Source organism: Paraburkholderia sp. RL18-085-BIA-A (assembly GCF_046027075.1).
GTDB lineage: Bacteria > Pseudomonadota > Gammaproteobacteria > Burkholderiales > Burkholderiaceae > Paraburkholderia.
In genome coordinates, this window is record NZ_JARESU010000081.1 from 23,722 (window position 1) to 37,301 (window position 13,580).

A 13,580-nucleotide genomic window follows, 5' to 3' on the forward strand; every position below is an offset into this window, starting at 1 on the left:
CCTCCGGTGAGGTCGCTCTTTCCATTTTGGAAAGCGAGGTGGTTGGCAAGCACTTGTTCCTCATGCGCGGGAGTGACGATGGTGGGCAACGTTAGAATGCGGACGGGACGCAAGGCTTCATGGCAAAAAAGCAACGACATGGACAAACTCTCCGCACTCAGAGCATTCGTGAAAGTGGCCGGCGGCGAGAAATGCCTCGACATCCGTGTCAGAAGCAAAGCCGCGTTCGCGTACGACAATCGTCGTAAAGCGATGCAGGGCTTCAAGTTTCGGATCAGGCAGAGGCTCTCCATTACGCAGCGCGGCGACGACAGCGGGATCCATCTTGATCATCCGGGCAAGTGCCGAATGGCCGGCCATACAGTAATGGCAATTGTTTTGAAGTTCGAGCTCAGGTAGACGACCTGCTGCTCATGCGGGCTAAGCGTACTCCTGGCAAAGAGGTCCCAGAGGGCGGAGTAGCCGGCAAGGAGCTCGGGCGATTCGGCCATGTGAGACTGGAGATTCGGCACAAAGCCAAAGGTCTTTTTCGCGTCTTCCAGGGCGAGTTTCGAAGCGGCCGGTGCGGTCTCAATCGTGTACGACGGGAACGTGTACATGATCTTCTCCAAACGGGAGATTCGTGGCAATCAGATGATGCGCGCGGCGTCACGCCGGCAGAAGACCCTCGATACCCATAACATCCGTCCCTGGCAGGCATAAGACGTTTAACGTCCCCGCCACGCCTGGTGTCAGACTGCGTCAGGATGCGACAACACAATCTGCGTGCGCTCCTACGCGAACTGTCGATCGAGCGTATTGCGCTCGTGAGCCACGATCGCGGTGCGCGGGTCGCGACGCGCTTTGCGAAAGACCATCCGGCGGTGGTCGATCGCCTCGTCGTCATGGACAACGTGCCGACGCGCATCGTCGCCGAGTCAATCAACGCACAGATTGCGCGCGCATATTGGTTCTTCCTGTTCCATCAGGTTCCCGTTCTGCCGGAGACCCTGATCGCAGGCAAGGAGCGTGCATGGCTGCGACACTTGTTCTCCGACTGATCCTACAACCCGCACACGATTTCGGGCGAAGCGTTCGAGACCTATGTTCGCGCATACGAAGCGCCGGGTGCCGTGCGGGGTGCAATGGCGGACTACCGCGCCAACGCGGGCGATGTCGCTCACGACAAAGTAGACGCCGATGTGCTGATCCAAGCCCCGACGCTCGCCCTGTGGGGCGCGGAGTTCTACGCGGTAGGCAAGATGTTCGACATGCCGGGCGTGTGGAAAGGCATGGCGCGCGACGTCGTCACGCACGCCATTCCGCGTCCCGGCCATTTGCCGCATGAAGAGCAGCCGGAAATCGTCAATCAACTTCTGGTCGACTTTCTGAAGGACTGGAAAGGCTGAAGCCAATCCGTCGCGAGCACGGCCAGCCACGGCGTGTTCGCGACGCTTCGTCCGGCCTGCACACTGGATAACCATCATGACTTCCGAAATCGCAAGTGCGCTGATCCCATTCCTGTTCTCGATGGGAGCGGGATATTTCGCCGGGAGAATCAAAAAAGGCGCGATGCCGCTGTCGTCGATCAATACGATGCTTGTCGACTATGCGCTGCCGTTCGCGCTTTTTCTTTACACCGCGAAGATGCAGCGGGCGAGCCTTGCACAACATGCCGTGCTGATTGCGGTGCTGATCGGCGTGATGCTGGTGCCCTATTACGCCTCGTCGCTGGTTTCGCGCGCGGTGTTTCAATCGGGTCTTGCCCACGCCGCCGTGAGGGCCGTCACGATTGGCACCCGTTGACCAAACATCACCCTCTCTCACACACATCGCCCATTAAAAGATCATACGCAGCATGCGCGACGGTATTGCCGCCGACCAGACGCTCCCCAGGGCCAATACCGTTCCTCAATACCGACAAAGAGTGGTGACCGGGCAGTTGCGCCGCCGACCTTCGGGTTCACCAACGGTTTCCCCTTTCCACGCCCGTTCGGTCTACATCCGTCTCAGGCCATGGTCCAGCGCTTTCGCGTTCACTGAGGCCTCCCGGCGGCGACGTGGCGGGCAATCAAAGGAAACCCGACCGTCCCCGACGGCCGGTACATCCGATCTGGCTCAGTGCGCGGCCGCGTGAATCTCGGCGACGTAACCGCCCGGGAACTGCACGAGCGCAGCGTCGCGGCCACCCGAGGTGAACGGCTGCACGAGTACGGTTGCGCCGGCCGACTGCGCTTTCTTCAGCGTGTCGGCGAGATCCTTCACCTCGTAGCCGGTCAACTCGTGCCCGAATGGGTAAGGCAGATGCCCGTCGGTCACGAGGATGGTGATCTTGCCGAAGCCTGATTCGATCCGCACACGCCGATACGTGTCGGCCGGCCGGCCAATCTCGATGCCCGGCGCCTTGCGGTCATCGGACACGACCTTGCCGTGCGAGAACACGACGAAGTCGTGGATGAGCGCGTTCGCGCGCTTCGGCGATACATACACGCGATTTTCCGGCACCGTCTCCAGCGGATCGTAGTGCGGCGCCTGCTTGTGCCAGTACAGCTGCATGTGCACATCACCCGGCCACGAGATCAGCGCATCACGCCCGATCGGATCCGGGAACGTGTCCACGTATACATCCGCGCCATGCGCCTTGGCCGACTTCACCGCCGCATCCATGTCGGTCACGAGATATCCGGTGCGCTCACTGCCGAACGGGTACGGAACTGGCGTCTTGAAGCCAAATACTGACAACGTGCCGGCCGGCGTGAACACGAGCTGCGACATCGTCTGGCTCGGCGTCGGCGTCACCTGGAAGGCGCCCTCCTGCGACTTATGGCCGCCAAACGTCGCGACGAAGCTGTCGGTGAACCTGTCGAAGTCCGCGGGCGCGACGTAGACGTGTGTCGTGTCGTACTGTGGCCCTGCGGCCAATGACGGCGCCGCCGCGGGCCTGGCTAGCACCGGGGGGCTGGCTAGCGCCAGCGATGACCCCACGGCGAGTGTGCCCGCGACCAGCGCGGTTACAGCGAGGGAACGGAATTTACGCATGATGTTGAAAATGCCTCTGCTATGCATGATGGTGAAAGTTCCTCTTTGGGTTCAGTTATGCCTTGCCACGGGACCGCTGTGCGTCGCTGGCCAGATACGTCACGGCAATAAAGGCGGCAATCAGCCCGAGGTGCTCAAAAAAGCCGTTCAACGCGATGAAACGTGCATTGCCAGTCAGACTCCAGAAATTGTTGGCGACCAGCATGGCAACGGCGGTCAATGCGGACAGACTGCCTGCGCCCAGCCAGACAAGCCGGTTGAAAATCACGCAGAAAGAGCCGCCCAGTTCGACGACAATCGCCAGCGTCGCCCACAGCACCACTGGATGCAGACCGAAATGCTCCTGCTCCAGAATGGCGTCATGGAAATGCGCGAGCTTGTCGATGCCCCCGATCAGATACGCAGACACGAGGGCGAGCCGCGCCAGCGGCAGCACCCACGACCGTGCCAGCAACGCGGCCACCCACGACGGATTTCCCTGTAGTGCGCCTGTCCTCACGTCAGATCGCCCAGCAGGAGCAGCCGAGCGCGCCCCAGAAGCCATGCAGGTCCGAGGTCGGCGCATTGGCCGTCCACGCGCGGGCATGCGCGTGACCGTGCACACCGCATGCCGTCGCACAACCACACGACGCCGCTGCGACCTGCTGCAGCGCCGCTTCGCCGTTGCCGCTCGCGTTCTTCCACGCGGCGAAACCACCAAAGCGACGCACCGGCGACCAGTCCGGCATCGCGGGCGGCGGTGCGCTGTCGTCGAACGACGCGAATTCGCCCGTGCCATATACGACCTTGCCACCCACCACGGTCAGCAGCGCCGTGGTATCGGCAATCTCGTCCTCAGCGCACGCAAAGAAGTCGCGGTCCGGGACGATCAGGTCGGCAAACTGACCTGCCTCGATCCGGCCTTTCTTGCCTTCCTCGTTCGAGAACCAGGTCACATTTTCGGTCCACATGCGCAGGGCGGTTTCGCGATCAAGGCGGTTCCGTTGCGGATACATCCGCAGACCACCCACCGTCTTGCCCGTCACCAGCCACGACAGCGATACCCAGGGGTTGTACGACGCGACCCGTGTTGCGTCCGTACCGGCTGAAGTCCGGATTCCCTTCTCCAGCATCTTCGCAACCGGCGGCGTGGCCTCGGCTGCCTTAGCACCGTAACGCTCGACAAAGTACTCTCCCTGATACGCCATCCGGTGCTGCACCGCGACGCCACCGCCCAGTGCAGCGATTCGGTCCATCGACTTCTCGGAAATCGTCTCGGCGTGATCGAAGAACCAGTTGATGCCGGCAAGCGGCACGTCCGTGTTGACCTTCTCGAACACGTCGAGCGCGCGGCTTATCGTCTCGTCATAGGTCGCATGCATACGCCACGGCCAACGGTTCTCCGCCAGTACGCGCACGACTTCTTCCAGCTCTCCCTCCATCTGCGGGGGCATATCCGGACGCGCGACACGGAAGTCCTCGAAGTCCGCCGCCGAGAACACCAGCATCTCGCCCGCGCCGTTGTGGCGGAAGTAATCGTTACCCTGCTTGTACTTCGACGTCTTGGTCCAGTTCAAGAAGTCTTCCTTCTCCGCCTTCGGCTTTTGCGTGAAAAGGTTGTAGGCGAGACGGATCGTCAACTGGCCCTCGTCGGACAGTTTCTGGATAACCTCGTAATCGTCCGGATAGTTCTGGGAGCCGCCGCCCGCGTCGATCGCACCGGTCATGCCCAACCGGTTAAGTTCGCGCATGAAGTGGCGTGTCGAATTCACCTGATAGTCGAACGGCAGCTTCGGACCCTTCGCCAGCGTCGCGTACAGGATCGATGCATTCGGCTGCGCGAGCAGCAGGCCGGTCGGATTGCCGGCGCTGTCTCGCATGATCTGTCCTCCCGGGGGCTCCGGCGTGTCCTTCGTGTAGCCGACCACGCGCAGAGCCGCCGCATTCAGTAGCGCGCGATCGTACAAATGCAGAATGAACACGGGAGTATCGGGCGCAACCGCATTCAGCTCTTCGATCGTGGGCAAGCGTTTCTCGTCGAATTGATGCTCGGTGAATCCACCCACAACGCGCACCCATTGCGGCGCCGGAGTGACGGCAACCTGCTCGCGCAGCATGTCCATCGCAGTGGCAAGAGAGCGCACGCCATCCCAACGCAGCTCCATATTGAAGCTCAGTCCGCCGCGAATGATGTGAGTGTGATTGTCGATCAGTCCGGGAAGTACTCTGCGCCCCTTCAGGTCGATCACCCGGGTTGATGACCCTGCGAGCAGCAGCACCTCGGCGTCGCTGCCCACCGCAGCAAACTTGCCATCCTTGATCGCAACAGCCGTTGCCGCGGGGTTCGAACGATCCAGCGTCGTGACCCGGCCGTTGTAGAGGATCAGGTCCGGTTGAGTAATGGTAATGCTCATGAGTGTTCCTCTTCGTTGCCAACAAGCCCCCGGTCTGCCTGCAACACGGCATGACACGACCGGTTGCTGGAAAGACGACCGGTTCCGCTCGCCTGATGCGATAGGGCCGGTGGCGTCGAATAACCCAACAACTGCCTCGCGGAAGGAATCGCCTGCTCGCCGATCAGCATGCCGAGCAGGCCCAGCAGTGCGACAAGCGGAGGTGCTGGCGAACGTACATTGATCACGCTATAGATAATGCCGACCAGGATGCCGGCGCCTAGCGATAGCAGATAGAGTTTCATTGGTCCTGCCTTCACGTCGAAGTATCGGATTGAAGCGCGCCAGTCGCTCGACTTAATCACGCAAAACGGCGAGATCGACTGGCTGCATCGCCAATCAAAGACCCTGGCAACCTACGACTATTCACAGAAAAAAACAAACGACTCGATTTAGTCATGCGGCGTCGATAATAAGAGAAATATATCGTCATCCGAAATGTATAGCGATCGCCGTGTTGCTGATCGCTGTCACCGGTCAACCTGCTCTTCGATTATCGCCACCGGCTCGACCGCGGCGATAATCGACCAAGGCCGAGCGGGTCTGACAAATCTTGTTCAGTGTCCTTCGGAACCGCCGAACATTGTCTTCGCATAGATCAGACCTAGTCCGTAGCCGCCGCCATGCGCTGCCGAGGTTTGAACAGTTTCATTGTAGGTTTCGGTCCGAGCCCAATCGCGTTGCAACTCGAGCAAATACTGCAGCGACGTCATTGGGCGTGCGCCCTGTTGCACGAGACGATCTAGCGCGCGTTGATGCGCTTCGTCCGAAACATCGCCGCACGCATCCGTGATCACGTACACCTCGAACCCCTGATCAAGCGCTGAAAGCGCCGGCCCGACAACACAGACGCTGGTCCAGAGACCCGCCATCACGATGCGTGATTTTCCGATTTCGTTTACGCGAGCTGTGATGCGAGGGTCCTCCCACATATTCATGTTAGTCCGATCGATGGTCGTCTGACCAGGAAATGTCGAGCTGATTTCTTCGAAAATCGGACCGGAGAAGGCTTTTTCTGCGACGGTAGTCAGAATCGTCGACACGCCAAATTCGCGGGCCGCCTTCGCGACCAATGCGACATTGTTGCGCAGAATAACCGCATCGATGGACTTCGTCGCGAATGCCATCTGCGACTGATGGTCGATCATGATCAGTGTGTGATCGTTAGGAGACAAAAGGGTCTTTCCGGGCTTCGCTTGTGCTTGGGTCATCTTCAATACTCCAGTCGATTGGGAATGCGCGAAATACATCGGTTGCGCGGCTTTTTGCAATCTCTAGCATGCGTTCTCGTGATGTCACATCTACTTCCGAATTCTCACGATACGCATGAAATAGACAGTGCATGAACGCAAGCCGGCGGATGAACTCGACGGTGGTCCACCTATTCATCAAGCCGCTCATGCATTGAGGAGAAGTTTGGATGACATCATCGACATTAGCCAATTCGAAATACTTGCAAGACCGATTACTAGCGCTAATCGATCCGACACGTGAAGCGAACCGCGTACTTATCGCGAGATGCGCCCGGCTGGAGGTTCAAAGCACGCAAGCGACACGTTTCTTCGGTAACCATTTCAACGAAATCGAAAATCAGCGAATCGCGCTCTTTCAAACGCGAGAACATTTGAAGCGACATCGGCTCGATGTCATTGATGAAGCGATATTTGATTGTCTGCGGCAATGATGTGAACAGGTTTATCGTACCGGTCACTACTCCTATTCCCTATTCGATCAACGCAGTTCCGGCCTGCACCCGAAAGGTTTCGTAGACGAAATTTGCCCTGAGGCCGGCGCTTTGGAAATGCGCTACGATCGAGTCGTCGAACGGAGCATTTGCCCCGCGCGCCGACCCGATCAGGCGCTCATGCACAAGGTCGACAAGGTTGAGGCAGTCGATATTCGCGAGTCGGTGGTCGCTGCGCACCAGCAACCCACAGCTCGATTCGAGCAGTGGCTCCGTTAGAATGTTCGCATCGTTGAGCAAGCTGCCTGCTCGCAAACCAAAGCCCAGATCGATGCTGTTTCTATTTAGCGCGGCGATTTTCTGCGCCGTATTCATCTCGTGGCGCTCAGCCGTGATGTCTGGATATAGCGCATGGAACCGAATCAACGCGAGCAAAATGGACGTCAGATTGACATCTTCAACGCGGTTGACCGGGATCCTGAAACTCTGTACCCGCCGCTTCCCGAATAATCCGTAACGCCTGCTCCACTTGCCGGATGATGACATCGACGCCGTCGCGTAGTCTCGCCGGGCAGAGTCAACATTACTCCACGCCGATCACGATTGAGCAGGCTCACCTACTAAGCGCTGCTTATCGACCCGAGGTGCGAGCGCGTAGCGCGCGTTTGCGCGCCACGCGCTTCTTCAGCCGCCAGATCGAGAAAGTCAAGTATCAGTGGATTGCGTTCATTTGTGCGCGACAGCATCTGGACCGTTACGGGCTCGAGGTCGTTGATCCGCCGGTAGTGCAAAGTTTTTGGAAGCGACGAGAATAGGTATGTGGTGCCGATCATAGCGCCGAGCCCTTGTTCGATGAGCGCGACGCCAACTTGTATCTGCGTCGTTTCATAGATGAAGTTTGGCGTGAAGCCAGCTTGCTGGAACTGAGCAACCATCGAGTCATAAAGCGGCGCATTGACCGCACGTGCCGAGCCGATCAGTCGCTCCTGCGCAAGATCGCAAAGGTGCAGACGGTCGACGTTTGCCAGCCGGTGATCGCTGCGCATCAACAAGACCCAGTCTGCTTCGAACAGCGGCTGAATCAGTACGTCATCGTTGTCCGGTGCAGTGTCGAGCAATACGCCGAAGCCGATGTCGATATGTTTCCTGGTCAGCGCGGTGATCTGCTGCGCCGTGTTCATTTCGTGGCGCTCTATTGTGATGTCCGGATATAGTGTCTGCAGACGAATGAGCGCAGGCGGAATAAATGACAGATTCGCGTACTCGACCAGACCGATCGAGAGCCTGGATTCTCGACTGCCCGCGGCATCCTGCGCCTCACGCAACGCGCGCTCAACCTGAGCGAAGATGGCATCGGCGCTGTCGCGCAGAGCCTCGCCCGAAGCGGTCAGCGTCACGCCGCGCCGGTCGCGGTTCAGTAATTGCGCGCCCACCACTTCTTCCAGTTTCGCAATCTGCTGGCTAAGCGCAGATTGCGTTATCGACGCGAGGTCGGCCGCCCGGCCGAAATGGAGTTCCCGTGCAAGAATCGAGAAGTAGCGCAGTTGACGCAATTCAATTGCTTTCATGTGGCTCTCGTGTCGAAGGTCCGTTGTCAGTCCGGCAGATCGCTGCCGTCTACTGCTTGCGAGTATTGGCCAGGTGCGCCACGCCGACCCCGGCTACCGAACGTAGAGAGCGAACGAGGCGCGCCTCGTACTGTCGGCCTCGGCGACACCGATTCAGTCGGGCCGAACTCTTGCAAGAAGCACAATCAGAGGCCCTCCACATGCTTCTTCGCAAAACGGCGGTGTCGACGCGCTCGCTTGGACGCAAGCCTCGCCTCTCCAACTCGCGCTGGTTCATGAACACTGCATCGCGCTGCCCGAACACGCCGCGATAGCGGTCCGAGCGCCAGTAGAGCGTGGTGTTGCACTGGCCGTGGCTGCGCATCGTGGCGAGGAGATGATAAAGCGCAAGGCGCTCGAGAAGAAGATGGGCGCTATCGATAACAGTCATTCCCCCCAGGAATGGACCGCGCTCTCAACGCCGCAGAAAATCACCGTTCTCTTGATGCGACCGTTGCAGCAGCGCTTAGCGATGCCGGCTTCACCGTTCAGAGCAGCCGTTCGACGCAATCATCCCGGTTCGACCGCTTTGAGTGGCGAACGCTCAAGGCATGGGTGACGGGTGACGGCTCTGGTAGTCGTCGAGCACCGCAACCTTAACCAGGGACTTTATGTTCATACCGCCAACTGCCGGAATCGCTGCCGATACATCTGATTCGGCCTTGTTCCAGCCAGCGCGGGCTTGAACACCGCCAGGATAGCGAACGCTTAAATTGTTCGACCCTGATCGGACATGAGGCACGGCAGCCGCAGTTGTTCCCGCCAGAAGCGACCTGCGAGTTGTCGGGTACCGTTCCGAGAAGCGATATTGCACCGCCTTTCGCGACCACGCTGATATCGCTGCCCGACAACCCTTGTTTCGCACCAACGCTTTTCTCACGGCGTAGGCCTATTCCCCAGCAACGAAGACATAGGTATGGACCCGATATTCTTTTCATAGTACGAGGCCGGGAGTTCATTCCGATTAGACATAACAGGTATTCCTTGCGCAGGCCTACCCGTCCGCTACACCAATGAATAGCATCAAATTGCGCAGGTTGAACTGTAAACTAGGTTTCGATTGTCCCGGAGATCGACTGCGCTCGGTTCGAGCGTTGACCCGGTGCAAGTTGAAACATTTCCCAGGATGCATCGCCAAGTCGGATAGGGCAATAAGGCATAGAGACGACGCTCATTGCGCTGCAAGTCAGCAACCGGCACTGTCGGCAGGTCGCGCTCTCAAACCAAGGTCGTTCATTCATAAACCCCATACGAAGGCCGACCGAAATGCGTTTGATGTCGCTCCTGCTCCCAGGCAGACTACGGATACGGTCAGTGCGAATTCCGGTTTGGAATTCCGGGCTTCCCCTGTAGTGGCAACACTCCATGGGGCATGACGTACAGACCATCCCGTGAGTACACGTGCGTTTCGTGAAGGACATCGTTGGTAGATCGTGAGTAAGAATTCAGGCTACCGAAGAGCGCGTGACAAGTCGTTGCGACACGAAACGCCTCGATAAGGAGACCTGAAATGCGGAGAGAAAAATCTGCAGACTTCCCGTTCGACCTAAAGAGAACTCGCGTGCACGACGCTGAAATGGCGTATATCGACGTCGGCGAAGGTGATCCGATCGTCTTCCTGCACGGCAACCCCACATCTTCCTACACATGGCGAAACGTCATTCCCCACGTACAGCAGCTCGGACGATGCACTCAAATAAGTGCACCGTGACAGACCGAACGATGATCAGCTCGGGCCAATACCTCGAGCATTTCAAATCCAGTCCAAAACACGTACGCTGGACTCCCGCCCAGATCAAGCAATCCATGCGCGAAACCCTGAATGCTTCCCAGGACACCGGTGACCTATGGATCTCCGGCTGCGGGTCGTTAATATGGAATCCTGTCTGTCAGTCCGAGACACACAACTTGTGGATAATTTATAGTCCTAAAGGACGTGAATCCCTGACCTTCGCATGATCATGTTCCTGTCGCAGCAGGCTGCCCTTCAAAGGCGCCCCTGTCAGGCCCTACGTCCGCTCCACGGGCTTAACTTACCGCGCCCCCCGGTAGCTGTTGCAATACCGGACTATTTGCTATGAGGCGTGAAAAAGGTGTTGAACACGTACGAGCATGACGTTTCGGTGCCGGTCACTCGCTCGCTGAACACGACTGTACCGCACCCTTGACGCGGCTGTGAGGCCCCGTCAAACCTCGCTCAAGGGGCTCCGGTTCAAATCGGAGGATCGGATAAGTTAAGCTCGGGATTTGACGAGCGCGAGCAGGCTATGAGTAAAGCTGATAGACATCGACAGGCTGTTCAACGGCCGTCACTTTGACCGCGAAGTCATCGTCCTGTGTGTGCGTTGGTATCTGCGTTACAAGCTCAGCCTTCGAGACCTCGTTGAAATAATGGCCGAGCGCGGGCTGTCGCTCGCGCACACTACGATCATGCGCTGGGTCAAACGCTTCACGCCGGAGTTCCTCAAGCGCTGGGACCGGTTTGCAAAATCCGCGGGTCGTTCGTGGAGAGTCGACGAGACGTATGTGAAAGTCCGTGGCAAATGGGTCTATCTTTACCGTGCAGTTGACCGCGCGGGAAAGACGGTCGACTTCCGGCTCAGCGCCAGGCGCGATGTCGCTGCGGCCAAGTCTTTCTTCGCGAAAGCGATCAGGAGTCAAGGGCTCGCTCCGAAGACAATCACGCTGGACGGTTACGCTGCGTCTCACCGCGCGGTGCGGGAAATGAAGGCGGACCAGTTTCTGCCCGCGGACACGACATTGCGATCGTCGAAGTATTTGAACAATTTGATTGAGCAGGATCATCGCAACATCAAGTCCAGGATCAACGCAATGCTCGGCTTCAAACGCTTCAGCGATGCGGCCATTACGATATCGGGCGTCGAGTTGATGCATCGCATTCGCAAAGGTCAGTTCAACCTCGCACGGTTGCGCCTCAAAGATACCACTGCGCCCGCTGTTTGGAAGTCAGTCCTTTCAGCACGATGATGCAATGGTGAATACACCGTTTTTCGCTTGAGCCCGCAATTTGCACCACAGCCCGGCGCTCTACATCCTGAAGTATCAGGACCAGGCCACTGTCTGGCCGGATTTACCCGGCAGCTGGCGCTGCATCGCCGCGCCAGTTGCCGCAACAAATTGAGGTAACGTTTGAGGGCAAACATGCTAGACGCAGCGCAGCTTGACGACACATCGCGCGGCGCGCACGCGGGATGCCGTTCATCTGCTCTTGGTCTACATGCAGCGCGCCTACGCGGGAAGCGAGCGAGCACCCAGTCGGGGTCACGCCGGTGACGAAATTCCTTCACCTTCCCGCGTTGCGTCAGCACGCCATGATTACAGCGTCGGCGGCAAGAGCTTCCGGTCGATGAAAGACTGAAGAGCCTCGCAGAATGCGTCCCGAGTGTCGACGGCAGCGTTGAATCCGGCTTTGCGAAGCTTGATCGTGCTGACAAAAGCGACGGGGCCTGCGGGGGCTCCAGATGCAAACGCAAAGTCGGCATGTTGATCGCCCTGTCCGACAAACGAACGAAGATCACCACTCGCAAGGCCGTACTTGGCGACGATCTTCGCCCAGATGTCGGCGTTGTCGCGAATGTACTGCGCCACACTGGTAGGCTCGTCGCCTCCCACATTCGCGCCTAGCGTCTTCGCCATCGCCGGCCATACACTTCGCCATTCGAAGACATCGCCGTTGGTGACGTTGAAGATCTCGTTCGCTGCTTGCGGAGATTGCGCGGCCCACACCATCACCTGGCCGACGAGATCGGCGTCGGCCATTTCCCAGACGAACGACGGACCGCCCGGAAAGCCGAATGCCTCGCCCTTCTCGCGGCGGATAGCTGCATACACACCGATGGCCGGGAGGACGTTGAGAGCCCCGGGCGTCTTCCCGGTGACGAGTTGAGGGCGCAGCACGGTATAAGTGAAACCGTGCTTCGCAGCCGTGTCGCGAACGTAGTCCTGTTGATCGAAGAAGAAGTTCGCGTGATTGTCGCGCGGGTCGCTCTCCCGTGCCGGGACAGCGATAGGGTGAAGGTGGACGCCGTATGCCTTCGTTCCCTGCAGGATAGACACATGCCTGAGCGCCGATTTCCCTGAAATGAGGGGCTCGATGACATTGCGCAGCATCGCATTGTTCACTTCGATCTGGTCCGCGTTCGACCAACCGCTCACCAGATCATCGGCATTCTCGTAAATTGCCGCATACGCAACGTGCGTAATGTCGGCGACCCCGGACAGCGCCTCACGGGCGGCTTTCTCATCACGCAAATCCACCGGGATAAACCCAAAGTCTCGCCCGCTCGGCAGCTGCGGCTTACGCCTCGAAATACCGACGACATCCCAGCCCGCCGAGAGAAAGGATTCAATAGCGGCTACGCCTATGAGTCCGCTCGCTCCCGCCACCAAAACCTTATTTCTCGTGTCCATTCCTTTGCTCCATTTCCGTGATTTCTGTCCCGGCCCGAACATTCATATTCGATTCTGAAAATATCGAATCTGCCTGGGCGCGCTTTCCGACTGGCAGTCGGTGATGCCAAGCTTAGTCTGGTCGGCAGTTGTACGGTAGTGTCGGGCAAGGAATCACTGTTATTCCGTAGAGCAATGCCCCCTGAGCTGTGAACGCAGCGATAAGTGCGCTAACTGGCGGGAGAGCGTGCAAAAGTTGGGGAGGTCGATTTCTTCAGGACTCCCTGACTCACGGCATGATTGCGCGGTGTGCGCTATCCGTTGGCGAGTACCCGCCTGCCGACGCTGGCCCGATGCATTTGCCGCAACCCGAGTCGGCAATCTTGAGCGCCGAGATGCGACGCGGCGAGAATTCCCCGTTCAAAGCCA

14 protein-coding genes and 1 pseudogene are annotated in these 13,580 nt (G+C 58.6%); 4 read left to right on the forward strand and 11 right to left on the reverse strand.

Annotated elements, in window-relative coordinates; genetic code table 11:
- Window positions 1-117: 117 nt before the first annotated feature.
- Entirely contained in the window at window positions 118-324 is a 207-nt protein-coding gene (locus tag P0D89_RS35340) for a carboxymuconolactone decarboxylase family protein (protein WP_408377925.1), read from the reverse strand.
- A gap of 5 nt (window positions 325-329) precedes the next feature.
- Window positions 330-599 (reverse strand): hypothetical protein, encoded by a 270-nt coding sequence (locus tag P0D89_RS35345; RefSeq protein ID WP_408362729.1) that lies wholly within the window; start codon window positions 597-599, stop codon window positions 330-332.
- Window positions 600-743: 144 nt separating this feature from the next.
- On the opposite strand from P0D89_RS35345, the pseudogene P0D89_RS35350 reads away from it, so the two are divergent.
- Together P0D89_RS35350 and P0D89_RS35355 are read left to right on the forward strand one after the other, a co-directional pair.
- Window positions 744-1,388, forward strand: a pseudogene (locus P0D89_RS35350) (alpha/beta fold hydrolase); the annotation flags it as partial.
- Window positions 1,389-1,464: 76 nt separating this feature from the next.
- Window positions 1,465-1,785 carry a hypothetical protein gene (locus P0D89_RS35355; RefSeq protein ID WP_408362727.1) on the forward strand — a complete coding sequence of 107 codons (321 nt, stop codon included), beginning with the start codon at window positions 1,465-1,467 and terminating at the stop codon, window positions 1,783-1,785.
- Between the two features lie 312 nt (window positions 1,786-2,097).
- Here P0D89_RS35355 and P0D89_RS35360 read toward each other — a convergent pair whose 3' ends face one another.
- The 8 genes from P0D89_RS35360 to P0D89_RS35395 all read right to left on the reverse strand — a co-directional run bounded on the left by P0D89_RS35360 (window position 2,098) and on the right by P0D89_RS35395 (window position 8,702).
- The gene (locus P0D89_RS35360) at window positions 2,098-3,018 is read right to left on the reverse strand and encodes a glyoxalase (protein ID WP_408362808.1); all 921 of its coding nucleotides are present in this window, start codon (window positions 3,016-3,018) and stop codon (window positions 2,098-2,100) included.
- 55 nt (window positions 3,019-3,073) lie between these two features.
- Entirely contained in the window at window positions 3,074-3,517 is a 444-nt protein-coding gene (locus P0D89_RS35365; protein ID WP_408362725.1) for a DoxX family protein, read from the reverse strand.
- Window position 3,518: 1 nt separating this feature from the next.
- Window positions 3,519-5,411, reverse strand: coding sequence for an amidohydrolase (locus P0D89_RS35370; protein ID WP_408362723.1), 1,893 nt, complete (start codon window positions 5,409-5,411; stop codon window positions 3,519-3,521).
- Window positions 5,408-5,695: a DUF1427 family protein gene (locus P0D89_RS35375; RefSeq protein ID WP_408362721.1), complete on the reverse strand. Its 288-nt coding sequence runs from the start codon at window positions 5,693-5,695 to the stop codon at window positions 5,408-5,410. The genes P0D89_RS35370 and P0D89_RS35375 overlap by 4 nt, the downstream gene beginning before the upstream one ends.
- A gap of 312 nt (window positions 5,696-6,007) precedes the next feature.
- On the reverse strand, window positions 6,008-6,661 hold the full coding sequence (locus P0D89_RS35380; RefSeq protein ID WP_408362719.1) for a hydrolase: 654 nt from the start codon (window positions 6,659-6,661) through the stop codon (window positions 6,008-6,010).
- 263 nt (window positions 6,662-6,924) lie between these two features.
- Window positions 6,925-7,161 (reverse strand): hypothetical protein, encoded by a 237-nt coding sequence (locus P0D89_RS35385; RefSeq protein ID WP_408362717.1) that lies wholly within the window; start codon window positions 7,159-7,161, stop codon window positions 6,925-6,927.
- 12 nt (window positions 7,162-7,173) lie between these two features.
- Window positions 7,174-7,680 (reverse strand): LysR substrate-binding domain-containing protein, encoded by a 507-nt coding sequence (locus P0D89_RS35390; protein ID WP_408362715.1) that lies wholly within the window; start codon window positions 7,678-7,680, stop codon window positions 7,174-7,176.
- 74 nt (window positions 7,681-7,754) lie between these two features.
- Entirely contained in the window at window positions 7,755-8,702 is a 948-nt protein-coding gene (locus P0D89_RS35395) for a LysR family transcriptional regulator (protein WP_408362713.1), read from the reverse strand.
- Window positions 8,703-9,078: 376 nt separating this feature from the next.
- On the opposite strand from P0D89_RS35395, the gene P0D89_RS35400 reads away from it, so the two are divergent.
- A complete protein-coding gene (locus P0D89_RS35400; RefSeq protein WP_408362820.1) occupies window positions 9,079-9,300 on the forward strand; it encodes a hypothetical protein in 222 nt (73 codons plus the stop codon).
- A gap of 1,718 nt (window positions 9,301-11,018) precedes the next feature.
- On the forward strand, window positions 11,019-11,729 hold the full coding sequence (locus P0D89_RS35405) for an IS6 family transposase (protein ID WP_408377930.1): 711 nt from the start codon (window positions 11,019-11,021) through the stop codon (window positions 11,727-11,729).
- Between the two features lie 348 nt (window positions 11,730-12,077).
- Here the strand turns inward: P0D89_RS35405 and P0D89_RS35410 are convergent, their stop codons facing one another.
- Window positions 12,078-13,172, reverse strand: coding sequence for an SDR family oxidoreductase (locus tag P0D89_RS35410; protein ID WP_408362710.1), 1,095 nt, complete (start codon window positions 13,170-13,172; stop codon window positions 12,078-12,080).
- Window positions 13,173-13,580 lie beyond the last annotated feature (408 nt).

Excerpts from the sequence above, each read along its gene's own strand:
- P0D89_RS35360 (WP_408362808.1), bottom strand. The coding sequence starts at position 3,018 with ATGCGTAAATTCCGTTCCCTCGCTGTAACCGCGCTGGTCGCGGGCACA.
- P0D89_RS35345 (WP_408362729.1), bottom strand. The coding sequence starts at position 599 with ATGTACACGTTCCCGTCGTACACGATTGAGACCGCACCGGCCGCTTCG.
- P0D89_RS35380 (WP_408362719.1), bottom strand. The coding sequence starts at position 6,661 with ATGACCCAAGCACAAGCGAAGCCCGGAAAGACCCTTTTGTCTCCTAAC.
- P0D89_RS35375 (WP_408362721.1), bottom strand. The coding sequence starts at position 5,695 with ATGAAACTCTATCTGCTATCGCTAGGCGCCGGCATCCTGGTCGGCATT.
- P0D89_RS35355 (WP_408362727.1), top strand. The coding sequence starts at position 1,465 with ATGACTTCCGAAATCGCAAGTGCGCTGATCCCATTCCTGTTCTCGATG.
- P0D89_RS35390 (WP_408362715.1), bottom strand. The coding sequence starts at position 7,680 with ATGTCATCATCCGGCAAGTGGAGCAGGCGTTACGGATTATTCGGGAAG.
- P0D89_RS35370 (WP_408362723.1), bottom strand. The coding sequence starts at position 5,411 with ATGAGCATTACCATTACTCAACCGGACCTGATCCTCTACAACGGCCGG.
- P0D89_RS35410 (WP_408362710.1), bottom strand. The coding sequence starts at position 13,172 with ATGGACACGAGAAATAAGGTTTTGGTGGCGGGAGCGAGCGGACTCATA.
- P0D89_RS35340 (WP_408377925.1), bottom strand. The coding sequence starts at position 324 with ATGGATCCCGCTGTCGTCGCCGCGCTGCGTAATGGAGAGCCTCTGCCT.
- P0D89_RS35395 (WP_408362713.1), bottom strand. The coding sequence starts at position 8,702 with ATGAAAGCAATTGAATTGCGTCAACTGCGCTACTTCTCGATTCTTGCA.
- P0D89_RS35400 (WP_408362820.1), top strand. The coding sequence starts at position 9,079 with ATGATAAAGCGCAAGGCGCTCGAGAAGAAGATGGGCGCTATCGATAAC.